This is a genomic window from Dichotomicrobium thermohalophilum (genome assembly GCF_003550175.1).
GTDB classification, from domain to species: Bacteria; Pseudomonadota; Alphaproteobacteria; order Rhizobiales; family Rhodomicrobiaceae; genus Dichotomicrobium; species Dichotomicrobium thermohalophilum.
The window spans coordinates 116,928-139,962 of record NZ_QXDF01000003.1 but is presented as its reverse complement, the minus strand read 5'-3'; the positions used below and the strand labels follow the sequence as shown (position 1 = coordinate 139,962).

Genomic DNA, 23,035 nt, shown 5'->3' with positions numbered 1-23,035 from the left:
CGCCATAGCTTTACGTTCCGCGGCGCACGGCGTCAAGGGCGCTTTGCCGGCGCTGCGTCCTCAATCAGCACTTCGATGCGCTCGCGCCCGTTCCAGAAATCCCGCTGTAGCCGGCCGGCGATGTGCACCGGCGCATCGGGCTGCGACAATAGGTAATCGCCGAGCGGCGTGCCGACAACGCGGAACGCGACCGCGCCGATGGAGCCGCCGTCACTGCCGCGCAGAGAACAGCGTACATGGTTTTCACCAACCTGCTTGACGAAGCTTAGGCGCTGGCTCGGAAAGACGAAGCGCGGCGACGGGTTGCCCGCGCCGAACGGCCCGGCGCGTTCGATCTGGTCGATCAGCTCGGCGGTGGCCGCGCGCGGCGACAGCGCGCCGTCGATCTTCAGGCCGGCTTCGGCGCGCGCACGCATCGCGTCGCTGCCCAGCGCGTCGTCGAAAAAGGCGCGCAGGCTGTCAAGCCCGTCGCGCGCGATGGTGATGCCGGCCGCCATCTCGTGGCCGCCGCCCTGCAGCGCGAAGCCATTGGAGACCGCCGCGCGCACCGCCCGGCCGAGGTCGACGCCAGGAAGCGATCGGCCAGACCCTGTGCCGGTGCCCGCCGCATCGTCCCAGGCGAAGACGAAGCTCGGCCGCTGGAACCGCTCGACAAGCCGCGCGGCGACCAGCCCGATCAGCCCCTTGTGCCAGTCCGCCGAGCCGAGAAGCAAAACGGCGGTGTCCGGCTGTGCCTCCAGCATCGCCTCGGCCGCGGCGACCGCCTCTTCCAGCGCGCGGGCTTCCATCTCGCGGCGCTCCGCGTTCAGCGTGTCGAGCCGCGCGGCGATCTCGGCGGCCTCGCTCGCGTCGTCGCTGGCCAGCAGCCGCGCGCCCAGCCCGGCATCGCCGATCCGTCCGCCCGCATTGATGCGCGGGCCGAGCAGATAGCCCAGGTGATACGGCTCCGGCGGCTTGTTCAGCCCGGCGGCGTCGGCCAGCGCGGTGAGCCCTGGATTGCGCCGGCGGCGCATGACTTTCAGGCCCTGCGCCACGAGCGCGCGGTTCACGCCGGTGAGTGGCACGACATCGCAGACCGTCGCCAGCGCGACGAGATCGAGCAGCCCGCGCAGGTCCGGCCCCGCGTCCTGCCCGGCCGCGCGCAACTGTCGTGCCGTTTCAACCAGTAGCAGGAAGGTGACGCCCGCGCCGGCCAGATGGCCTTGCCCGCTCAGATCATCCTCACGGTTCGGATTGATGACGGCGTGGGCCGGGGGCAGCGTTTCGTCCGCCTGGTGATGGTCGACAACGACGACATCTGCCCCGAGCGTGACCGCCGCGGCGATTGGCTCGTGGCTCAGCGTTCCGCAGTCGACGGTGAGGATCAGCTTCGCTTCGCGCGCGAGCGCCTCCATCGCCGCGACATTCGGCCCGTAGCCCTCGCTCAGTCGGTCGGGAATATAGATGCGCGCTTCCAGACCGTGCGCGCGCAGGAATCGGGCCAGCAGCGCCGAGGATGCCGCGCCATCCACGTCGTAGTCGCCGAAAACCGCGACCGCCTCGCCTCGCCGGATCGCCTCGGCCACCCGCGCCGCGCCGGTTTCCATGTCGCGCAGCGAGGCGGGATCGGGCAGCAGGTCGCGCAGCGTCGGATTGAGCCAGGTGTCGATGTCCTCCAGCACCGCCCCGCGCGCCGCCAACACGCGCCCGAGCAGCTCGGGCAGGTCGTGGCGCTGGGAAATCGCCGTGGCGAGTGCGCTCTTATCTGGCGTAAGCCGGTCGATCCAGCGCAGACCGCGCACGGACTTCGTGATGCTCAGAAATGCGCTCTCCGGCTCGTCACTGATCGGTGGGGTCGGGGCAATGGCCATTCAGGCACTCGCACAATTACTTCTGAGTGGAGCCTACCCGATTCTGTGCATTGCGGGGCGGGCTGTGGAAAACGGGCAGAAGGTCATTCCCTGGTCAGGCGCTTGTGTCGGTAGCGCCCCAATCCAGCATCCAAGCTCACCGCTTCTGGATAGCTGCGGGCCTGTGCGGTCCACGGCTTTACGTTTCCGGGGGCGACCTGCGGGCTAAGCTGCCGCGAATCGGCACGAGTCAGCCCCTCGGCCCCCGCAGTGACGGTTTGCAGTCTAGGCGACGGGAAGATGCTTGTGCTGCGAGGAAACCCAGCGTACCGAACCACGCGCGCTGCGCATGGCGAGCGTGTGAGTGTGAATGCCGTTGGCGTCGGACAGGATGCCGCGCAATAGCGCGCCGCCACTGATCCCGGTCGCGGAGAAGACGATGTCGCCCGCCGCCAGTTCGTCGGCGCGATACTTGCGCTGCGGATCGAGACCGCTAGCGGCCACGAGCTGACGCTGATCGTTGTTGAGCGGGGTCAGTCGGGCCTGCATCCGTCCGCCCATGCAGCGTAATGCCGCCGCGGCGATGAGACCTTCGGGTGCGCCGCCCATGCCCATGTAGATATCCAGGCCGGTGAGGTCGGCGCGGGCGGTCTCGATGACGGCGGCGATATCGCCATCGCTTATGAGCCGCACGGCGGCGCCGGTTTCGCGCAACGCGGCGATCAGGTTGCCGTGACGCGGGCGGTCCAGCACGCACACAGTGATGTCCTTGGGCTGAACGCCTTTCGCCTCGGCCAGCGCTTGCAGATTATCGGCGGGCGACATGTCGAGATCGACGAGGCCCTCCGGGTAGCCAGGCCCGATGGCGATCTTTTCCATGTAGACGTCCGGCACGCTCAGCAGACTGTCGGGCAGGCCCATGACCACGGCGGACAGGGCGTTCGGCAAGGCCTTGGCGCAGAGCGTCGCGCCTTCCAGGGGGCTGACTGCCAGGTCGATGCGCGGCCCACCTGTCCCCACCCGCGTGCCGACCATCAGCCGCTCGTCTTCCATTTCGCTGTCGCCGACCATGATGCGGCCGTCCGCCTCCAGACGGTCCAGCTCGGCCAGAAGCATCTGTGCCGCTGCAGCCATGGCTGCCGGCTCGTCACCCCGACCGCGATGTGCTGCCGCCGCGATGGCCGTCGCCTCGGTCATCTGCAGCGCGGAGAGCAGCAGCCCGTCAGGCAGCATGTATTCGGAATCCGTCACGCGCGGCCCCCTTCCGGCGCGATACGCGCCCGTTTGGCACGACCCGGATGCGGCCCGTTACGCCACGGTGATGGACCGCGTGACTTGCCAGGTCTTTCCGTTTCCGTCGCGCCAAGTGAACGCGAATTCGCCGGACTCTTCAACCCGCACCGGAAAGGCGATGTAGGGATTCGCGGAAATGGCCGGATAAAGTTTTGCGCGGAACACTTCCTTGCCGTTAAAGCGAGCCGTGAACTCTTCGATGATGTTCCGCGGGATCAGTTCGCCGGTGCGCTCGTCGGCGCGCTGACCGCTTTCCATCGGGTGGGCGATGATCGTCTGGATCTCGATGGTTTCGCCGGCGGCCACTGTTTCCGGCATCTTGATCTGCGGTTCTGCGGGAAATGTCATTTTCAACCGTGTTCGTTTGTGCGGATCGGCTTACTCGCCGCAGCAGCCGACGAGAACTTCGATGCGCCGGCGGCCAATATAGAACTCCCCGCCATTGGTGTGGGCCAGCGCCACGATCTCCTGGGTGCGCAACAGGCGCATCCGGCTCGAAGCCCGGGCGATGCTGGAGGCCGGCGTGAAGTAGAACGAGGCGACCGGCGGTGCGTCATTGTCGGTCGCGATGACGTGGATGGCCTGGATGAAGTCGGTATCGGTCATCTGGTGATCGACCGCGACCGTGAATGGGACCAGGTTGCCGTTTTCCGACACTTCCGGCAGGTCGAGCGTGACCTTGTCCTCTACCGGCTCTTTCCCCTTGAGGATGGAATCGAGATGCGCCTGCCAGTCGGCCGGCGTCTCGCTTTCTGTCGCGCGAATCGGCCGATAGCCGAGTCCGAACGCGGCAAGCGTGGTCGCCGTCAGAGCAGTGAATTGCCGGCGGCTGAGCTGCATCAATGACTTGGGTGTTTTGTTCATCACTGTCTCAAAACGCTGCGCCTGAGAGCGCGGGTCATGCACAAATCTCGGGCGGAAACTGGCGGCGACGGCCTGCTGTCATGCCCGAACTGTATTCTATCACAGCCTCACTTGTATCGCGATTGCGTCGAAATTTTGTGCCACTGCGAAAAGCAAGGAAATTGCTTGGCCCGCGACATTTTTCCCAAGCGGTATATACTGGGGTGACATTGGCGCAATTTTTGCAAACCTCAATTGATTGAGGATGCAGACCCGCAACAGCATGTGGCCGTGGTGCTGACGGTCTCCGACGCCCCATTGCTGCAACGCAAAAAATCCTTGAAATCGATGCATGATTGGCCAACGATCAGTAAGCTTGTGGAATAGGCATTTTACACCACAGGCCCGACGCCCCGTCGGCTTCGTCCGAGAGTGCCCAAGGAGGAAACATCAATGACCGAACCCGCCGTCGCCAATACCGCCCCGGCCGGGCAGGAGTACAAGGACCTCTACGAGATCGGCGAGATCCCGCCGCTCGGGCATGTACCGAAGTCGATGTATGCGTGGGTGATCCGCAAGGAGCGGCACGGCCCGCCCGATCAGGCAATGCAGATGGAGGTCGTTCCGACGTGGGAACTCGACAGCCACGAGGTACTGGTCCTCGTGATGGCGGCGGGCGTGAACTACAATGGTGTTTGGGCCTGTCTCGGGCAGCCGGTATCAACGCTCGACATTCACAAGAACCCCTACCAGGTTGCCGGCTCCGACGCCGCGGGCGTGGTCTGGGCCGTCGGCTCGAAGGTTAAGCGCTGGAAGGTTGGTGACGAGGTCGTCATCCACTGCAACCAGGACGACGGCGACGATGAGGAATGCAACGGCGGCGACCCGATGCTGTCGCCCAGCCAGCGCAACTGGGGCTATGAGACGCCCGATGGCTCCTTCGGTCAGTTCACGCGCGTGCAGGATCGTCAGCTCATGCCGCGTCCGAAGCATCTGACATGGGAGGAGTCGGCCTGCTACACGCTCACTCTGGCCACATCCTACCGTATGCTGTTCGGCCACCGCCCGCATGTGCTGCGTCCTGGCCATAACGTGCTCGTCTGGGGCGCCAGCGGCGGTATCGGCTCGATGGCGGTACAGCTATGCGCGACCTCGGGCGCCAACGCTATTGGCGTGATCTCGGATGAGGACAAGCGGGAGTTTGTCCAGTCACTGGGCGCCAAGGGCGTGCTGAATCGCCGCGACTTCAACTGCTGGGGCGAGATGCCCAGCGTCGGAACCGAGGAATACAAGACCTGGCTGCAGGAAGTCCGCAAGTTCGGCAAGGCGATCTGGGACATCACTGGCAAGGGTGTGAATGTCGACTTCGTGTTCGAGCACCCCGGCGAGGCGACCTTCCCGGTCTCGGTTTTCGTGGTCAAGCGTGGCGGCATGGTCGTGATCTGCGCAGGTACGACCGGCTACAAGCTCACGCTGGACGCCCGGTATCTCTGGATGCATCAGAAGCGCGTGCAGGGCTCGCACTTCGCCAATCTGATGCAGGCCTCGCAGGCGAACAAGCTCGTGCTGGAGCGGCGCATTGACCCCTGCATGTCGGAGGTGTTCCCGTGGCATGACATACCAAAGGCGCATATGCGTATGTGGCGGAACGAGCATCGTCCGGGTAACATGGCTGTGCTGGTGAATGCGCCGCATGGCGGTCTGCGCACCTTTGAAGATGCCGTGGAAGTATCGCGCGCGCGTTACGGCTAGAACGACAAGGCCGCATGCGCGCGGGTACTCGTGAAAGCGTGGGAAGTGTCGACACGCCGGGACGCTTGACTATGATCGCGGCCGCGCACGCCGCGATGCAGACGAGAGAGACATCCGAACGTATGGGGCCTGCGAGATGAACGTATTTCCAAGCGATGTGGACGTCGTGCTTGATGAGCTGAGCGCGGTGCGCGCCCAGGCCGAGCATAAGCTGTCCGGCAACGATTACTTCAAGGCCGTCAGTCGGCTGGAAGAGCTTGCCGCAGAGGTCCGCCAGGCCAAGGCGTCGGGCGAGGCGAGCGAAGAGTTCTTGCGCGCCGTGGTGTTCGAGATGGACGGCATCCGCGCGCGCCATGATCTCGAATTGCCGCCGCGCAGCGTTGAAGAGGCGGGGACGCCCGCCGCGCTTGGCACAGGGCAAGCCGATGCGTCCGCCCAGCCAGAGGGTGAGCTCACCGGCAATGCCTATTACATGCAGGCGAGCCAGGCGGCGCTTTCGCAGGCCGAGACAGGCGCAGCGCCGGAAGCCGCTGCTACGTCAGCAACCGAGGCGGCTGCGCCCGCCGGCGAAGAGGCCGGTGAGCGTGCCAGCGAGGCGTTGACCGGAAACGAGTTCTACATGAAGGCCACCGCGACGGCCATGGCTGCGGGCGCCGTGGCCCGCGAAGCTGGCATGACCATCCAGCAGTTCGCGCAGTCGGTCGCCGAGAAGTCGGGCGAAACGGCACAGAGCTGGGCGCAGTCACTGGAAGGCCGGGCTTCCGAGGTCGTGAGCAGCGCGGCAGAACGGGCGCGGCAGGCGGGCGAGAGCGTGCAGTCGTTTGCCCAATCCGTCGCGGCCAAGGCTGGAGAGACTGCTCAAAGCTGGGCGCAGAATGTCGAGGAGCGGGCACCCGGCGTCGCGCAGGCGGCCGGAGAGCGGGCCCGCGAGGCCAGCGAAACCGTCTCGCAGTTTGCGCACACGGTCGCGGAAAAGGCCGGTGAGACGGCGCAAAGCTGGGCCCACACCGTGGAGGAGCGCGCGCCGGAGGTGGCCCAGCGCGCCGCGGACACCGCGCGGCACGCCAGCGAGAGCGTGCAGCAGTTCGCGCATTCGGTCGCCGAGCGCACGAGTGAAACCGCTCAGAGCTGGGCGCAGAAGATGGAACAGGAAGCCTCCCAGGCCGCCGGTACCGCTGCGGAGAGCGCCCGCGAGGCCGGGGAGAGCGCACAGGCGTTCGCACAGTCCGTGGGCGAACAAGCCCGGGAGACCGCGCAAAGCTGGGCTGCGTCGGTTGAGCAGCGCGGCGCGGAGGCAAGCGAGGCCGCTGCCGAGACGGCGGAACAGGCGAGCGAGACAGCACAGCGCTGGGCCGAGGGCGCCGAGCAACAGGCGTCCGAAACCGCCCAGCAAGCGGGCGAGGCCGTGAGCGATTTTGCGCAGTCCGTCGGGCAGAAGTCTGCCGAAACCGCGGAAAGCTGGGCGCAGACGGTCGAGGAGCAAGCATCTGAAACGGCCAGCGCGGCTGAGGAGACGGCGCGAGACGCAGCGGAGGCCGCCAAGGGTTGGGCACAGAGCGCCGAGGAACAGGCGTCCGAAACGGCCCAACAGGCCGGCGAAAGCGTGAGCGATTTCGCGCAGACGGTCGCGGAGAAATCCGGAGAAACCGCTGAAAGCTGGGCGCAGTCCCTTGAGGAACAGGGCGCGCAGACAGCCGGAGCGGCGCAGGAACGGGCGGAGGAAGCTGCCGAAACTGCGCAGCGCTGGGCGCAGAGCGCAGAGGAGCACGCCGCCGAAACTGCGCAGCAGGCGGGCGAGAGCGTAAGCGAGATTAGCCAGTCGATTGCCGAGAAGTCGGGCGAAACCGCAGAAACTTGGGCGCAGTCCGTCGAAGAAAGTGCGGCGCAGGCGTCTGGCGCAGCCGGAGAGACGGCCGAACAGGCGCGTGCGCAGGCCGAAGAGGCTGCGCAAGGGGTCGAAGAACGAGTCATGACTTCCGCGCCGGAAGAGCCGGAACAGGCGCCGGGCGAGCCCGCGACCGAAGGGCGGTCGCAGCCGGAATCCGAGGCTTCGGAAACGCGTGTCGCAGCAGAGCCCGTGGCCCCGCCAGTCTCGGACCTTTCCGGCGTTCGCATCGACCAGGCGCAGACCGGGGACCAATCGGCCGAGGCTCAGCCGGCCGCCGAACACCTGGCCGCGGAGCAGCGAGCCGAGCCAAAACAGGATCGCGGCGAAGGCGCCGTATCGCGCTTCTTCAAGGCGCTGCTAGGCCGGAAATCCTGATCGCCGCCCGGCGATCGTGATCCGTGAGCGCGTTGATGCGTAGGCGAGTGAGCCTGCGCAAAAGCCAAGGAGTTGGCCATGTCCGTTGCCCTTCAGTCACCGAGCGAGACGCCCGCCCTGCTGGACGACCTGCCCGTCCTTCTTGACCCGGCGGCAGACGCGGCCAAGCGGCTGGTCGAGTTGGTCCGCGAGGGTGTCTGGCAGCGGGTGGCAGGCGACGGCAAGCCTGACGCCGCGCTGATGGAGCAGGAGCAGCACGTCGCGCACGGTTTTGCCTGGTTGACGACGTATGAGCAGACGCTCGCCGAACTGGCCCGCCATGCTGCAAACGCCTCGGGAGAGGGGCGATTCGGCGAGCTTGAGGCGCTGCTTGCGCAGATCGCCTTCGCGGAGTACCTGCACCAGATGGTCGGCGGTATCCCGATGAGCCAGACAGAGGTCTTCCGCCCGACCGATCTCGGCTTTCGCGCCGCCGATATTGACGCCTGTCTGAACCCGCAGGCCCGCCGGCTGATGACGCTGGGCAACACGCCCGCCGCGCGGCAGCGCCTGGCTGAACTCATGATCGAGCGCGACGGCGCCGCGACCTTCGGCGATGCCGGCCTAGACGAGACAATGGAAGCGATGCGCGACGAAATGCGCCGCTTCACCGAGGCCGAAGTGGTGCCCTACGCCCACGAGTGGCACCTGCAGAACGCCTACATCCCGATGGAGACCATCTCGCAGATGAGCGAGCTGGGCGTGTTCGGGCTGACGATCCCGGAGCAATACGGCGGACTGGGGCTGGGCAAGGAAGCCATGTGCGTCGTGTCGGAGGAATTGTCGCGCGGGTACATCGGCGTCGGTTCGCTCGGCACACGTTCCGAGATCGCCGCGGAGTTGATCCTGCTGGGCGGCACGGAGGACCAGAAACAGCGCTGGCTGCCGGGTATTGCCTCCGGCGACATCCTCCCGGCGGCGGTGTTCACCGAGCCGAACACCGGTTCCGACCTGGCCTCGCTCAAGACCCGCGCGGTGCGCGACGGCGATGTCTACCGCATCACCGGCCAGAAGACCTGGGCGACGCACCCGGTCCGCGCCGACCTCATGACCGTTCTCGCGCGCACCGATCCAAACGAGCCGGGCTATCGCGGTTTGTCCATGTTCCTGGCGGAGAAGCCCCGCGGCACTGACGATAACCCGTTCCCGGCCGACGGCATGACCGGGGGCGAGATCGAGGTGCTCGGCTACCGCGGCATGAAGGAATACGAGATCGCCTTCGATGGCTTCGCGGTGCCGGCGAACAATCTGCTCGGCGAGACCGAGGGGCAGGGATTCAAGCAGCTCATGGCGACGTTCGAGTCCGCGCGCATCCAGACGGCCGCGCGGGCCGTCGGCGTGGCGCAGAACGCGCTTGATCTGGCGTTCCGCTATGCCCGCGAGCGGGAGCAGTTCGGCAAGCAGATTGTCAGCTTCCCGCGGGTGGCCAACAAGCTGGTGATGACGGCGGTCGAGACGCATGCCGCGCGCCTGCTGACCTACTATGCCGCGCGCGAGAAGGATCAGGGCCGGCGCTGCGACGTCGAGGCGGGCATGGCGAAGCTGCTCGCCGCGCGCGTGGCTTGGGCGGCGGCGGATAGCGGGGTGCAGATCCACGGCGGCAACGGCTTCGCGCTGGAATACCCCATCAGCCGCGTGCTGTGCGACGCCCGCATCCTGAGCATCTTCGAGGGGGCAGCCGAGATTCAGGCGCAGGTGATCGCGCGCCGTCTGCTCGAAAGCTAGGCGCAGCGCCCCGAAGGCGGTATAGGCCAAGCGCGATATGACCGTTCGGCTGCGGGCGCATCACCTGCTGTGTATGCTGACTTACGCTGGGGACGGCTATAGTCGCGCCTTCACGGCCAATTTCGATGCCATGGTGGCGCGAATCGCTGCTGGCGAGGAAGTGTTGATCGTTGCAGGGCCGGACGATATTTGCGCGCCGTTACTCTGCGAGGCCGAGTGTCACTGCCTGCGCGACAGCGTACGGGCACGCGACGAACTGGCCGCGCGTGATCTGGGTCGGTTGCTGGGCATTGATCTGTCCGAAGAGCAGCGACTGCTGGTCGGAAAGTCGGAATTGCGTCGAATGCGAGCGGCGTTCGCCGGCGGCGAAACGCGCGAGGCTTGCCGGGGCTGTGAATGGCATGGTCTGTGCACCAGGGTGGCGCGGCGCGGCTTTCGTGGCGCCAAGCTCGGCCGGACGGATTAGCGCCCCTCGCGATACCACATGAGCGCCAGCAGACCGAGCAGCAGCGCCAGCGCCAGCGGCCCGGCATAGAGCGGCGTGTATTTCACGCCAGTGACCATATAAGCCTGTCGGTCGCGCAGGCCCGCCCAGTCATCGCCGTGCATCTTTCGGCTCTGGCTCAGCATGCTGATGCGCGGTAGCCCTGCAGCAGCGGGTTCCTCCGCGCCGCCTAACCAGAAAGCGCCGCCGCCCGTCTCGTCCAGAACCGGCGCAAGCGGTTCGCGGCTTGCTGTGACCTCGGTCAGCTCGCGCGAGTTCACCGCGCCGACATGGGCAACCGCCGCGAGATCGCCCGAGGTCACGCGATAAAGACCCGGCGTCTCGGCCGTCACGTTCGCTCGCCAGCGCCCGTCGTCGACTTGCTCAAGCGTCACGCTGCGCTGCTCACCGTCAGGCGCATTGACCTCCACCGGCCCGATGCTGTCCGACATTGACCGCCGCGTGATCGTCAGGCTCTGCCGTCCGGCTGAGACATCAAGCGACTCTTCTTCCAGGTCCGGTTCCTTCATCAGCCAGTGTGAAATCCGCCGCAGAATGTCGGCATATGGCCCGCCGCCCTCATAGCCGCGCGCCCAGAGCCAGGCGTGGTCGGACAGGAACATGCCGACACGGCCTTCGCCCTGCCGCGCGAGAACCAGCAGTGGCGTGCCATCCGGCCCGGTCATCAGCACATCGCCCTCTGCGTTCTGCACGTCGATGGTGCGGAACCAGCGCCCCCACTCCGGCTCATCCGCATCGTTCGCGCCGGGCAGATCGGCGGTGACGGGATGGCGCTCGCCCTTGTCCGACACACGCGGCTTGAAAGCGCGCTCGATGATGCGCCCGGTCGGGCGCGCGGGCACGATCCGCGACAAGGGGGTCCGGTACAGGCTCAGCGGCGAGGCGAAATCCGGGCCCGCGGCAATCAGAACCGCGCCGCCTTCGCGGACATAGCGCGAGACGTTGTCGAGATAGATGAGCGGCAGGACGCCCCGGCGCTGGTAGCGGTCGAAGATGATCAGGTCGAATTCGTCGAGCTTTTCGGAGAACAGCTCGCGCGTCGGGAAGGCGATCAGCGAGAGCTGGTTGATCGGCGTTCCGTCCTGCTTCTCGGGCGGGCGCAGGATGGTGAAGTGCACGAGGTCCACCGAGGCGTCCGAGCGCAGCAAGTTCCGCCAGGTTCGCTCGCCGGCATGTGGCTCGCCGCTGACAAGCAGCACGCGCAGGTTCTCGCGCACGCCCTCGGCCTTCATCACAATCCGGTTGTTCGCCGTGGTCAGCTCGCCCTCGACCGGGGCCAGCGCGACCTCCATGTAGGTCGGCCCGGCGCGGGTGAATCGGAACGGCAACCGGATTGTCTGGCCCACGCCGACATTCAGCGTCTCCGGCCCTTCGCCCTCACGGCGCACGGTGAGCGTCGCGGTCTGTGGCTGGTCGTCGGCGCCGGTCTGGACGACCTCGATCTCGGCGGTCTGGGTGCTGCCGACGAGACCGAAGCGGGGCGCGGTATGGATCTTGATGTGCCGGTCGAACTCGCCCTCTTCGCCGGTCAGCATTGCATGAACGGGCGCGCCGAAGTTGACCTCGGCTGCCTCGCGCGGGACATCATGGATTTGGCCGTCCGTCACCATGAACACCCCCGCAAGGCGCTCCGCGGGAACGTCGGCCATGCCGCGATTGAGCGCATCGAACAGCCGGGTCTCCTCGCGCTCCGCATCGCCGCCGGGACCGGCGCGGACAAACCGGATATCGAGGTTTGGGATCTCCTGAAGCCGCTCGGATAGCTCCTGCCGGATCGCGTTGGTGCGCTCGGGCCGGCCGGCGATCTTCTGGCTGGAACTTTCATCGATAACGACCACGGCGATATTGCGCAGCGGTTCGCGCTCTTCCTGCTTGAGCACCGGGTTGGCGAGCGCCAAAAGCAGGAACGCCCCGGCGAGCAGGCGCAAGAACGCGCCGCGCTGGCGGCGGATCAGGTGCCCGATCACGGCCAGCGCCACGAGCACGCCCGCGCCGATCAGCACGCTTTGCGGCAGGAAGGGCGAAAATTCGATACTCCAGTTCATGCGAAATCCTTGCGACGGCCTATTGGCCGAGCCGTTCGAGCAGCGCCGGCAGATGAACCTGATCGGCCTTGTAATTGCCGGTCAGCGCGTACATGACGATGTTAACGCCGGTGCGGTACGCCATCTCGCGCTGCATCTCGCCACCCGGCACGACCGGAAACAGTGGTCGGCCGCTGTCATCGCGCGCCCAGGCGCCGGCGAAATCGTTGGCGGTGATGATGATGGAGCTCACGCCGTCCGCGCGCACCGCCTGGCCCGGCTCCGCCGACCCGGAGCGCGCCTCGACCCAGAGCGGTCCGCCATCCCAGCGGCCGGGGAAGTTGTCGAGCAGGTAAAACGATTTGGTCAGCACATGGTCCTGCGGTACCTGCTCGAGACGCGGCAGGTCCAGCCGCCCGATCAACGCGGCCAGCCCGGTCTCGCCCGGCGCGCCGCCCAGCCCCATCTCGTCGAAGGTGCGGCGATTCTGGTCCCGCGTGTCGAACAGGATCATGCCGCCCTGTTTCATATAGGCATCGACGCGCGCCAGCGTTTCGTCTTCCAGCGGGCGCGGCTCCCGCAGGACCGGCCAATAGATCAGCGGGAAGAACACCAGTTCATCGCGCGCCACGTCGAGGCCCACCGGCTCGGCGGGCTCTACCGCCGTGCGCGCGGTGAGCACCTCGGACAAGCCTTGCAGTCCGGCGCGGCTGACGCGGTCAATCTCCTCGTTGCCCGTAATGACATAAGCGAGGCGGGTCTCCAGCGCGCCTTTCAGCGCAAGTGCCTCGTCGCGCCGCTCGTCGCCTTGCGCGCGCGCATCGCCCATCAGCGCGAACGGTAGGGCTGCGGCCATCAGCACCGCGGCCGATCGGCCCGCTAGCCGGCCGCTTGTGCGCAGGTTCATCAGCAGGATTGCCAAACTCTCGACGATGAACACGGCAACCGCGGCCATGAACAGCCACGGCGCGAGGTCAACGGTCTCACCGGTCTGATAAACGGTCATTTGCGCTCCCGAGATCGGTTCCAGCGGCTTGATCTCCGCGCCTTCGCGGATGACGTTGAGCGCATACGCTCCGCCCGTGGGACCGTAGAGCCCTGGCGGGCGCTCCGGCCCCGGCACGGCCGAGGCGGCTTCGGTCGCCGGGAGCGGCGAGGCGGTTGGCGGCGGCGGGCCGAGCACGCCGAACCCGTCAACAATGCGACGCGGCATCAGATAGCCAGCCTCGCGGGTGCCTGTTTCGCTACCGGCCTCGCTGTCACCAGCCGGGCCGGCGGTGTCGGCCATTGCAACAGTGCGGCGGAGCATCTCCACGAAAGCCCCGGAAAGGGGCAGGTTCGACCAGTCGGAATTCGCTGTGACGTGGAACATCACCAGCCGGCCGTCGCCGCGTTCCCGCGCGGTCACGAGCGGCGTCCCGTCCTCCAGGCGTACCCAGACCTCGGCCTCCCCCAGACCGCTCGGGTCTGCCAGCACCTGCCGCTTGACCGTCACGTCTTCGGGCACCGCCATGCCGGCGAACGGGCTTTCCGGTGGATAGGGCGCAAGCTTCTGCGGTTGGCTCCAGGACAGCGCGCCGCCCAGCACGCGCCCGCCGCGGCGCAGCGGCACCGGCATAAGCTGGTCGCTGGCGCGCTCGAGCCGCGGGCCCGCGAAACGGATCAGCATCCCGCCGTCCTCGACCCAGTTAGTGATCTGCTGGGCGGACTGGCCGATGAGCTGCCCGACATCCGAGAGAATCAGCACGGAGGGCGAGCGGCTAAGCACGTCGTCGACAGCCGCCGCGATGTTGCGCTCCGAGACCGAGATGACCTCGGCGTAAGGATTGAGCGCCTTTTCGATGTAATAGGATTGGGAGAGCAGCGGCTGCGCCTGCCCGCGCGCCTCGCCGGTGATGATGCCCACCCGCCGCCAGCGCGCCCGGTCGTCGATGAGATGCACCGCCCCGGCGGAGTTCTCGCCCGGAATGCGCAGTTGCGCCACGTCGTTGCGAAGCTCCAGCGGCAGCTCGAAAGTCGCTTCTGTCGAGATCGCGCCGGCCTCAAAGCTGTAAGTTGCCTCGGCCAGCCGGTCCCCCCGGGCCGACAGCGCATGGATCTGACCGGATAGTGCCTCGCCACCGGGGCGAAGGATGCGTGCGCGCAGGCTGCGATCCTCGCCTGTGTAGCCGTACATGCCCAGCGGCGTCTGCCCACCGGGATCGCTAACCACCGTGACGTCGCCGTCGGCGGCTTCCCGCAGGCGTGCGACAAGTGCGTCGGTACCGGGATGGGCCACGCCGTCACTCAGCCAGAGCACGTCGAACACCTGATCCGGCGGCAGCGTGTCAGCCAGCCGGCTCGCCAGCAGTGCGTGGTCGGGCGCATACGGTACCGGCTCCAGACTTGCGGCACGTTCGCGCACGTCGGCAGGTGTGGCGGGTGCGGCGGACCAACTCTGCGATAGGCCCGCGGTCGGTGCGAGGACGACCGTCTGGCCGTTGCGCTGCGCGGCATCCAGCGCATTGTCCATCGCGGACTTGCGCGCGTCCCAGCGGCTTGCTGCGCTCCAGCCGTTGTCCACGACCAGCAGCAGCGGCGCTCCACCCGCCGTTTGGGCGCCCGGCGGGTTGAGCACCGGGCCGGAGAGCGCCAGCACGGCCAGCGTCACCAGCAGAATGCGCAGCGCCGTCAGCCACCACGGGCTGCGCGCAGGCGTGCGCTCGCGTGATTGCAGGCCGGCCAGCAAGCGGGTCGCCGGGAACATGATGCGCTTCGGCATTGGCGGCGTGAACCGCAGCAGCCACCAGATCAGCGGGATCGCGGCAAGGCCCAGCAGCAGCCACGGGTTGAGGAATGTCAGCGCGCCCAGACCCATGCGTCAGCCTCCCGCGTTTTCGGAGAGGTCGGCCTCCGTGGCGGGGCGGACCGGTTTGGCGCGGTAATGCTTGTCGAGCCCGGCCATGCGTGTGTGCAGTGCCAGCAGCGTTTCCTCCGCCGGCCGGTCGGTGTGATGACACAGGAATGGCCACTGCAGCTTGCGCGCGAAGCTCTCGACTTCGGCGCGGTGGGCGTGCAGCCGCGTCTGGTATTGCTCGCGCAGTTCGCTGGCGCGCTCTGCAGTAATGCGCTCTCCGGTCTCGCTGGCAATGAACTCGACGCGACCGTCATAGGGCAACGTCTCTTCCGCAGGGTCGAGCACCTGTACCAGGTGGCCGCGTGCATTCTGGTCGGCAATGCGCTGCAGGCTGTTTTGTATGTCCTCTATCGGATCGAGAAAGTCGCTGAATACCATGCAGTTGGCGTAGCGACTGATGCGCGCCGACGGCGGCAGACTTGGCATTGTCGAGCCGCTTCGCAGTTGCTTTGTCAGCGCCACCGCCATGCGATGGACGCCCTGGCGGCTGGTGCTGGGCGGTGTCAGGCCGAGCAGGCCGACGCGCTCGCCCCCCTGGATCAACAGCTCAGCCATTGCGAAGCCAAGGACGATTGCGCGCTCGGCCTTGGTCTGCGCCGCGAGATGCGAGCGAAAGCCCATCGAGTCCGACAGGTCCAGCCAGAGCCAGACGGTATGCGCCGCCTCCCATTCGCGCTCGCGCACGAAGAGGTGATCGGAGCCGGCCGAGCGCCGCCAGTCGATGCTGGTCGCGGTATCGGTCGACTCATAATGACGGAACTGCCAGAAGGTTTCGCCCGGTCCGGCGCGTCGGCGGCCGTGAATGCCGTGCGCAACAGTGTGCGCTGCCCGGTTCGCCTCGATCAGCAGGGCGGGCAGACGGGTCGCCAGCGCGTGTGCCGTGTTTTCCAGGTCTTGCGGCGCGGGCGCAGGGAAATGCTGCGGCATCGCTGGTGGTGGCACCTTGCTTAATTCAACAATTCTGTGAGATCGCCGATCACGTCGTCGATCGAGACATCCTCCGCACGGGCGGAGAAGGATAGCGCCATACGGTGACGCAGAACCGGTCCGGCAAGCTCGGCCACGTCGTCAATGGACGGTGACAGCCGGCCGTCGAGCAGTGCACGCGCCCGGATCGTCAGCATCATAGCCTGAGTAGCGCGCGGTCCGGGGCCCCAGACGACCAGATCGTTGATGCGCGGTAAAGCGTCCGGCGTGCCTGGCCGGGCAGCGCGGACGACGCGCAGGATGGCATCGACGACCTTCTCGCCCACGGGCATCTCGCGTACGAGCCGCTGGGTCGTCATCAGTTCGTCGGGTGTGATGACCCGGCTGGGCTTGCGCCGCTCCGCGCCGGTCGTCGCCAGCAGCATCTGCCGCTCCGCCGCCTCGTCCGGATAATCGACATTGATCTCAAGCAGGAACCGGTCAAGCTGCGCCTCTGGCAGCGGGTAGGTGCCTTCCTGTTCCAGCGGGTTCTGCGTGGCGAGGACGTGGAACGGGCTGGGCAGCTCGTGGCTCTCGCCCGCGACCGTCACGTGATGCTCCTGCATCGCCTGTAGCAGGGCCGACTGTGTCTTCGGGCTGGCGCGGTTGACCTCGTCGGCCATCAGCAGCTGCGTGAAGACGGGGCCGGGGATGAAGCGGAAGCTGCGCGCGCCGGTCTCGCTCTCCTCAAGAACCTCCGATCCGACGATGTCGGACGGCATCAGGTCCGGCGTGAACTGGATGCGCTTGGCGTCGAGCCCGAGCACCGCGCCAAGAGTCTCGACAAGGCTGGTTTTTGCGAGGCCCGGCACGCCGATCAACAGTGCGTGACCGCCCGACAAGAGCGTGATGAGCGACTGTTCGATCACGCGTTGCTGTCCAAAAATGACGGATTCGGTTTCTTCTCGGGCCTTGTGAATCTTGACAGCGGCCTCTTCGATTTGCTGGATGATGCGATCTTCAGACTGTCGTATATCCACCATTTTTGGACTTCAAAACCTTGTTGATGGCCGCGATGAGTTACTTGCGTCGTGTCTGAGGGTATCACAACGTCAAGTCGATTTCCGAGACATAAAGTGCGGTCGGGTGTTTCGCAAGTTCGCACGAGGGGGCAGCGATCATGGCGAATCGGGCTTCTTTCAAGAGGGCGGCACGGGTCAAGCGCACCGGGCGCATCCGGCCCCAGCTTCGTGCGGCGCGCAAGCCGGTCGTTGTTGCCCTTCAGGCTGACGCCTCCACTGCACCGCCCATCCGCATCGACAAGGACGGCCAATGGCACTCGCGCTATGGTCCGATCACACGCCAGCGCGTGCTGAAACTCTACGCGAAGGCCCTTCGCCGTGATGGTTATCGCAAATATTCACTGGCTGCGCCGTGCGACAAAGTGCGCGTGGAGGTTGAGGATGCGCCATTCATCGGCGTTCAGCTCACCTGCGAGGGCGAAGGACCGGACCGCAACCTCCGGCTGCGCACCAATCTCGACGAGGAAGTGACGATCGGCCGGGAAAACCCGGTTCGCTTTGACCGGGATGCGGAAACCGGCGGCCTCATTCCCTATGTTCTGCTGCGGGACGGGCTGGAAGCGCGTTGCTCGCGGTCTGTGGCGTTCGAACTGGCCGCGCTCGCAAACGAGGAGGTTTATGGCGGCGTGCCGCATCTGGGCTTGTGGAGCGCCGGCGTATTCTTTCCGATCTGTGCTGCCCAGATGGCGCAGCCAGCCTGAGTGTCGCCGCTGGCCCGTCCGCTGCAGCGAGAAGGTGACAGGTGGCCAGCGCCCATCCGACGAAATTCAGCGAAGACGATCTGCGAAGACGGGTGCAGCGCCGGCTCGGCGGCGGCATTGCGTCCGCGCCTACGCCGCAGGCCGGTGGGGACCACGAATTGAACCCGGAGTGGCCAGAGGCCGAGGAACACGGCCCCGTGCGCCGCCCCTGCGCCGTGCTCGTCCCGGTCACGATTCACCCGACCGGCGCCTGGGTGCTGATGACGCGTCGGGCGGATCATCTGCCGCAGCACGCGGGCCAGATTGCCTTCCCCGGCGGCAAGATCGGTCCTGAGGACCGCTCGCCCGTGAACGCGGCTTTGCGCGAGGCTTACGAGGAAATCGGGCTGCACCCGCAATTCGTTGACATCATCGGCCGGCTGGAGGATTACCGCACCGCGACGGGTTTCGACATCGCGCCGTTTCTCGGTATTGTCCGCGCGGGGTTCACGCTCGTGCCGGACCATAACGAGGTCGCACAGATCCTGCAGGTGCCGCTGGCGTTCCTGATGCAACCGGCGAACCACCAGATCCGCGAGGTCATCTGGCGCGGGCGGCCACGGCGGTTCTACGCGATGCCGTACAAGCAGCACTATATCTGGGGGGCAACCGCCGGAATTCTCCGGCGCATGTATGAAAGGCTCTACAGCGAATGATCCGTGTTATCCTGATCAACCTTTTCCTGCTGCTGCTGCCCTTCATCATCTATTTCGCGTATGTGTATCTGGTCAAAGGCGGGCGCGGCAAAAACGAGCCGATCAATTTCACGCCGCTTATCATCCTTTTGGGCATCGGGCTGATCTTGATGATGGGCGCGATCGCGTATTTCATCCAGTTCGAAAGCGGCAAGCCGGGTCAGCGTTACATTCCACCAAAGGTCGAGAACGGCGTCTTGAAGCCGGGGCGGCTGGAATAGCACCTCAAGGGCTTGCAGGGAGGAGCCTCCATTTCATGAGCGATCCCGCAAATACGAGGGAAGATGTCCAGCCAGGCCTGCTGGCGGGGGCGGAGTGGCTGGAACGCGCCTCTACGCAAAGGGTGCTGGAGCTGCTCAATCGCAATGGTCACGAGGCGCGTGCGGTCGGCGGATCGGTGCGCAACGCGCTCATGGGTATTCCCGTGACGGATGTCGACATCGCGACGACAGCGACCCCCGACGAGGTCATGCGGCTCGCCGGAGAGGCGGGCGTGAAAGCGGTTGATACCGGCTCCGAGCACGGCACTGTCACGCTTGTACCCGACCATGAGCCGATCGAGGTCACAACGCTGCGCCAGGATGTCGAGACCTATGGCCGCCATGCCCGCGTGACCTTCACCCGCGACTGGGCGAGTGATGCGCGCCGGCGCGATTTCACGATGAATGCGCTGTATGCCGGTCCGGACGGCACGGTCTACGACCCGCTCGGCGGCTATGCGGACCTGCAGGCGCGGCGCGTGCGCTTCATTGGGGATCCGCATGAACGCATCCGCGAGGATTATCTGCGGATCCTCCGCTTTTTCCGCTTCGAGGCGGAATACGGCGCGCCGGAATCGCCGCGGGAGACGATGGATTCAGAGGCGCTGGCCGCGATCGAGGAGGAGAGCGAGGGGCTGGAGCGGCTGTCGGGCGAGCGCGTGCACACCGAGCTGATCCGGCTGCTGGCGGCGCGCGGGGCCGCGCGCTCGCTGGAGGCGATGATGGACACCGGCGTGCTGGTGCGGCTGCTCGCCGGCGCGCCGCGGTTGACGGCGTTTTCGCGGGTTCAGGCGATCCAGCAGGCGCGGCGGTTCACCGCCGATCCGATGGTGCGGCTTGCGGCGCTCGCCGTGCGCGTCGAGGAAGAGGCAGAACGCCTGGCGGATAACCTGCGTCTGTCGAACGCCGAGCGGGACGAATTGGTCGCGTTGCCTCGCGCGGCGCGGCGGCTGGACGCGAGCATGGCGCAGCTCGACGCGAAGGCGGCACTCTATCGGTTGGGGCCGAAGGTTTACCGCGGCGGCTTGCTGCTGGCCTGGAGCGACTCGCGCGCGGCGGTGGAAGATACTGCGTGGGGCGCTCTGTTTACTCTGCCGGATGCGTGGGAGACCCCGGTCTTCCCGCTCAAGGGGGCTGACCTGCTTGCTCTCGGGATGCAGCCGGGCCCGGCGGTCGGCGAGGCGTTGCGCGCCCTGGAGCAGCGCTGGATCGAAGGCGACTTCGCGGCGGATCGCGAGACGCTCATGGACTGGGCGCGCGAGTTGGTCGCTAGCCGCGCTTGAGCATGTTGCGCAGTGCCAGCGCGGCCAGCACCAGCAACACGACGCCGATGACGTTTTGCATCAGTGCTGCGACCGACGCCGCTAGCGGCACCACGGCTGCGCCGCCCTCCAGTCCATACAGGCAGCCATAGACCCGTTGGGCTGCAAGCGGGCTTTCCCACGGCACGAAGAACAGGCTGTTCTTGAAGGACAGGTACAGCGCCTCCCCTGAGGCGCTGCCGTCGCCTGTCACGCAGCCGCCGGAGGCGTAGAGATTGGCGATCATGTGGAATGACCACTCACCAACGCCGGCCAGCCAGTCAAACATGCTCTGGAACGACCGCGTATCGGGCCAGGCCGGAAAAGGCGCTTCGGTCGTCGTTGGCGCGGGTGTGTCCCGCAGACCCAGGTAGACCAAGGCAAACAGGACGGTGGTCACCACCCACAGCCCCAGTGGCCGCAGGATCGATCGGCCGAAATTTGCGGTCCCGCCATACAGCCAGCCCAGCCAGAATCGCCCCGCGCCGCGCCCCAGCGGCTTGTGCCGCCAGAATCGGGCCGCGCGCAACTCGTCGGCATAGAAGGCGCCCTCGCGCTCGTGGTCCAGCCCGGCGCGTGCCAGATGGCGGAGTTGGCGGAACCGCGCGGCCTCCAGCCCATCCCGCGCCACAGGCATCAGCCGGAACAGCCACGGCCGCGGATCGCGTTGCCCATCGCCCCACCGGCGGAAGCGGCGCACGGGTGCCTTGATGCCCATGTTTTCCAACCGGGGCGGTTGTTTGATCTGCGCGTTCAGGAAATCCGGTGCGCCGTCGAAGCGCGTTTCCGCCAGCGTCAACGCGCTGTCACTGCGCAGACCGGAGAAATCCGCATCGCCGGCGAAAGCAGCCCCTTCGAAATCCGCGGGCGCGCGGAACCGGGCACTGTGGAAGCGAGCGTCAGTGAAATGCGCCGTGGCGAAGTCGGCCTGGTCCTTGAAGCGGGTCGCCGCAAAGCTCACAGGCGCGAAGAACCGGCAGGCACCGAAGCCCGCCCGGCCACCGAATTTCGCGTGGTTGAACGAGGCATTGTCGGCGAACACCGCGCCGCGAAACAGCGCGCCTTCCTCAAATTCCGCGCGCTCGAAGGAAGCCTCGCCCTCGAACCGGGCCTCGGCGAACCGCGCCTCGTCCTGCAGTTCCGCATCGGCGAAGCTCGCGTCGCCCGCGAATCGTGCCTGAGCGAAGGCAGCGATACCCTTGGCGCAGACCCCGGCGAAGTCCGCGGCGCCCTGGAAGGACGCGGAATCAAAGCGCATTCCCTCGTCAAAGCCGGAGCGCGTGAACTTGGCGTTGCCCGCGAAGGCTGTTTCCCGGAAATCCGTGCGCCCGGCGAACTGGCAGCGGCTGAACCGCGCGGCGATGACCAGCGGACCATCGCTGTCCATAGCGAATTGCGCGTGCTCGAAGGCCGCGTCCGCTGTGAACATCGCCTCGTCAAAATCCGCGATGCCGGCAAAATTCGCGCGTTTGAAGCTGGCCGCCGCCTCGAACCGCGCCTTGGTGAATACCGCGCCGGACTCGAAGCGCACATCATCGAAGGTTGCCCCGCCTGAAAATGCGCAGTTCGCGAACACGACAGGGCCGGGAAAGATGTAGCCCGCGAAATGCACGTTCTCCGGAAACACCTGATCCGAGAAATCGGCGCGCGCGTCCTCGAGCCACGCGCGCGTGGCGTCGTTTTCGCCCTCGCCGAACGGATTGGCCGCCCATTCATCCGCCTCGATCAGGCGGGCCTTGCGCGCCAGCAGCTCTTCCGCCCACGCGTTCCAGCTTTCCTTGCCTTCACCCCAACGCGCCAGTGTCTGTTCGACGCTCATGTCGCGCTCGCCATCACGAAAAATTGCCTTGCGCATTGGAAACCGGCCTTGGTCCCGAGAGGCTTCATCATTAAACAGTGAGGGAACGAAAAATAGGGCGGCGTCGGCCGGAACCGGCGATGGTGCCGCGCCATGATGCCCCGGCGCAACACAGTGTCACCTTCAGGGAGTGGTCCATGCTCTATGCCTGCATCTGCAAGGACAAGCCGAATGTGAGCGAGCTTCGCCAGCAAACACGCGAAGCACATCTCGAGCACCTGCGCGGGCACGCCGGCGCGATCGTCTCGGCTGGACCGCTACTGGGCGAGGATGGCAGCACCCCTGTTGGCAGCCTGTTGATCGTTGAGGCGGAATCGCTGGATGCGGCGCGGGCCATGATGGACGCGGACCCGTACGCGAAGGCCGGACTGTTCGATCAGATCAATGTCTATCCCTGGCGGTGGGTGCTGGGCACGGTCAATCTTCAGGAATAGCGAGGTGGACGGGAAATGCGTCTGCGTTATCTGATCCCGCTTGTCGCTGTGATCGTCTTAGCCGTCGCGGTCCCGCCGGAGCGGATCATCGCGGCTTACACCGGGAAATTCCAGGACCGGCTGGTGGCCGCTGCGATCGAGCGGACGCGCAGCGTTGTCATCTACGATCCGGCCTACCGGGATATTCCCAACGAATGGGGTGACGTTGCGCCCAATCGCGGGGTGTGCACGGATGTCGTGGTGCGGGCCTATCGCGATCTGGGAATAGATCTGCAAACGCGTGTGAAGCGCACGCTCGGCGGCGATCCCAATATCAAGCATCGGCGCGTGCGCGAACTGCGCAAGTTCTTCGCGCGTTACGGTCAGAGCCTGCCTGTAACGAAGAACCCGGACAACTACAAGCCAGGCGATCTCGTGACGTCGGTGCGCCCCGACGGTGTGACGCACATCGTCATCGTCACCGGGCGGCGCTCATGGGACGGAGAGCGCCCGCTGGTGGTTCATAACGAGGGCTTCGGCCCGAAACTGGACGACGCGCTGTTCAAGTATCGCGTGACTGGTCATTACCGCTACATCCCGCAGTCCTAGCC

General features: G+C 66.4%; 19 protein-coding genes. 10 read left to right on the top strand and 9 right to left on the bottom strand.

Annotation, left to right across the window (positions count from 1 at the left end; all coding sequences use genetic code 11):
* Nucleotides 1-32: 32 nt before the first annotated feature.
* From recJ to BXY53_RS12390, 4 genes are all read right to left on the bottom strand, one after another.
* Nucleotides 33-1,850 carry a single-stranded-DNA-specific exonuclease RecJ gene (gene recJ / locus BXY53_RS12405; protein ID WP_119062311.1) on the bottom strand — a complete coding sequence of 606 codons (1,818 nt, stop codon included), beginning with the start codon at nt 1,848-1,850 and terminating at the stop codon, nt 33-35.
* 264 nt (nt 1,851-2,114) lie between these two features.
* Nucleotides 2,115-3,080, bottom strand: coding sequence for a class II fructose-bisphosphatase family protein (locus BXY53_RS12400; protein ID WP_245410467.1), 966 nt, complete (start codon nt 3,078-3,080; stop codon nt 2,115-2,117).
* A 57-nt stretch (nt 3,081-3,137) separates the two neighbouring features.
* Nucleotides 3,138-3,440: a thiosulfate oxidation carrier complex protein SoxZ gene (soxZ, locus tag BXY53_RS12395; RefSeq protein WP_342634977.1), complete on the bottom strand. Its 303-nt coding sequence runs from the start codon at nt 3,438-3,440 to the stop codon at nt 3,138-3,140.
* Nucleotides 3,441-3,500: 60 nt separating this feature from the next.
* Nucleotides 3,501-3,986 (bottom strand): thiosulfate oxidation carrier protein SoxY, encoded by a 486-nt coding sequence (locus tag BXY53_RS12390; RefSeq protein WP_119062309.1) that lies wholly within the window; start codon nt 3,984-3,986, stop codon nt 3,501-3,503.
* A 432-nt stretch (nt 3,987-4,418) separates the two neighbouring features.
* Here BXY53_RS12390 and ccrA point away from each other — a divergent pair, with 432 nt between their 5' ends.
* The 4 genes from ccrA to BXY53_RS12370 all read left to right on the top strand — a co-directional run bounded on the left by ccrA (nt 4,419) and on the right by BXY53_RS12370 (nt 10,210).
* Nucleotides 4,419-5,717: a crotonyl-CoA carboxylase/reductase gene (gene ccrA / locus BXY53_RS12385; protein ID WP_119062308.1), complete on the top strand. Its 1,299-nt coding sequence runs from the start codon at nt 4,419-4,421 to the stop codon at nt 5,715-5,717.
* Between the two features lie 136 nt (nt 5,718-5,853).
* Nucleotides 5,854-7,980 (top strand): hypothetical protein, encoded by a 2,127-nt coding sequence (locus BXY53_RS12380; RefSeq protein ID WP_119062307.1) that lies wholly within the window; start codon nt 5,854-5,856, stop codon nt 7,978-7,980.
* A gap of 78 nt (nt 7,981-8,058) precedes the next feature.
* Nucleotides 8,059-9,744: an acyl-CoA dehydrogenase family protein gene (locus BXY53_RS12375; protein WP_119062306.1), complete on the top strand. Its 1,686-nt coding sequence runs from the start codon at nt 8,059-8,061 to the stop codon at nt 9,742-9,744.
* Between the two features lie 37 nt (nt 9,745-9,781).
* A complete protein-coding gene (locus tag BXY53_RS12370; protein ID WP_119062305.1) occupies nt 9,782-10,210 on the top strand; it encodes a DUF1284 domain-containing protein in 429 nt (142 codons plus the stop codon).
* Here BXY53_RS12370 and BXY53_RS12365 read toward each other — a convergent pair.
* The 4 genes from BXY53_RS12365 to BXY53_RS12350 are packed head-to-tail and all read right to left on the bottom strand — an operon-like array spanning nt 10,207 to nt 17,118.
* A complete protein-coding gene (locus BXY53_RS12365; protein WP_119062304.1) occupies nt 10,207-12,294 on the bottom strand; it encodes a hypothetical protein in 2,088 nt (695 codons plus the stop codon). The genes BXY53_RS12370 and BXY53_RS12365 overlap by 4 nt on opposite strands.
* 19 nt (nt 12,295-12,313) lie before the next feature.
* A complete protein-coding gene (locus tag BXY53_RS12360; protein WP_119062303.1) occupies nt 12,314-15,130 on the bottom strand; it encodes a DUF4159 domain-containing protein in 2,817 nt (938 codons plus the stop codon).
* 3 nt (nt 15,131-15,133) lie between these two features.
* Nucleotides 15,134-16,096 (bottom strand): DUF58 domain-containing protein, encoded by a 963-nt coding sequence (locus BXY53_RS12355; protein ID WP_119062302.1) that lies wholly within the window; start codon nt 16,094-16,096, stop codon nt 15,134-15,136.
* A gap of 20 nt (nt 16,097-16,116) precedes the next feature.
* Nucleotides 16,117-17,118, bottom strand: coding sequence for an AAA family ATPase (locus BXY53_RS12350; protein ID WP_119062301.1), 1,002 nt, complete (start codon nt 17,116-17,118; stop codon nt 16,117-16,119).
* A gap of 137 nt (nt 17,119-17,255) precedes the next feature.
* Between BXY53_RS12350 and BXY53_RS12345 the strand changes: the two genes are divergently transcribed.
* The 4 genes from BXY53_RS12345 to BXY53_RS12335 are packed head-to-tail and all read left to right on the top strand — an operon-like array spanning nt 17,256 to nt 20,135.
* Complete coding sequence (locus BXY53_RS12345) at nt 17,256-17,858, top strand: DUF1285 domain-containing protein (RefSeq protein ID WP_119062300.1); 603 nt, start codon at nt 17,256-17,258, stop codon at nt 17,856-17,858.
* Nucleotides 17,859-17,899: 41 nt separating this feature from the next.
* Nucleotides 17,900-18,553, top strand: coding sequence for a CoA pyrophosphatase (locus tag BXY53_RS12340; RefSeq protein WP_119062299.1), 654 nt, complete (start codon nt 17,900-17,902; stop codon nt 18,551-18,553).
* Nucleotides 18,550-18,813: a DUF6111 family protein gene (locus BXY53_RS14185; RefSeq protein WP_170144447.1), complete on the top strand. Its 264-nt coding sequence runs from the start codon at nt 18,550-18,552 to the stop codon at nt 18,811-18,813. The genes BXY53_RS12340 and BXY53_RS14185 overlap by 4 nt, the downstream gene beginning before the upstream one ends.
* A gap of 35 nt (nt 18,814-18,848) precedes the next feature.
* Nucleotides 18,849-20,135, top strand: a complete 1,287-nt coding sequence (locus tag BXY53_RS12335; RefSeq protein WP_170144446.1) for a CCA tRNA nucleotidyltransferase — start codon at nt 18,849-18,851, stop codon at nt 20,133-20,135.
* On the opposite strand, the gene BXY53_RS12330 is transcribed toward BXY53_RS12335, so the two are convergent.
* A complete protein-coding gene (locus BXY53_RS12330; protein ID WP_170144445.1) occupies nt 20,122-21,972 on the bottom strand; it encodes a pentapeptide repeat-containing protein in 1,851 nt (616 codons plus the stop codon). The genes BXY53_RS12335 and BXY53_RS12330 overlap by 14 nt on opposite strands.
* Before the next feature lie 176 nt (nt 21,973-22,148).
* On the opposite strand from BXY53_RS12330, the gene BXY53_RS12325 reads away from it, so the two are divergent.
* Together BXY53_RS12325 and BXY53_RS12320 are read left to right on the top strand one after the other, a co-directional pair.
* Nucleotides 22,149-22,445, top strand: coding sequence for a YciI family protein (locus tag BXY53_RS12325; RefSeq protein ID WP_119062296.1), 297 nt, complete (start codon nt 22,149-22,151; stop codon nt 22,443-22,445).
* 15 nt (nt 22,446-22,460) lie between these two features.
* Nucleotides 22,461-23,033, top strand: coding sequence for a DUF1287 domain-containing protein (locus tag BXY53_RS12320; protein WP_119062295.1), 573 nt, complete (start codon nt 22,461-22,463; stop codon nt 23,031-23,033).
* Nucleotides 23,034-23,035 lie beyond the last annotated feature (2 nt).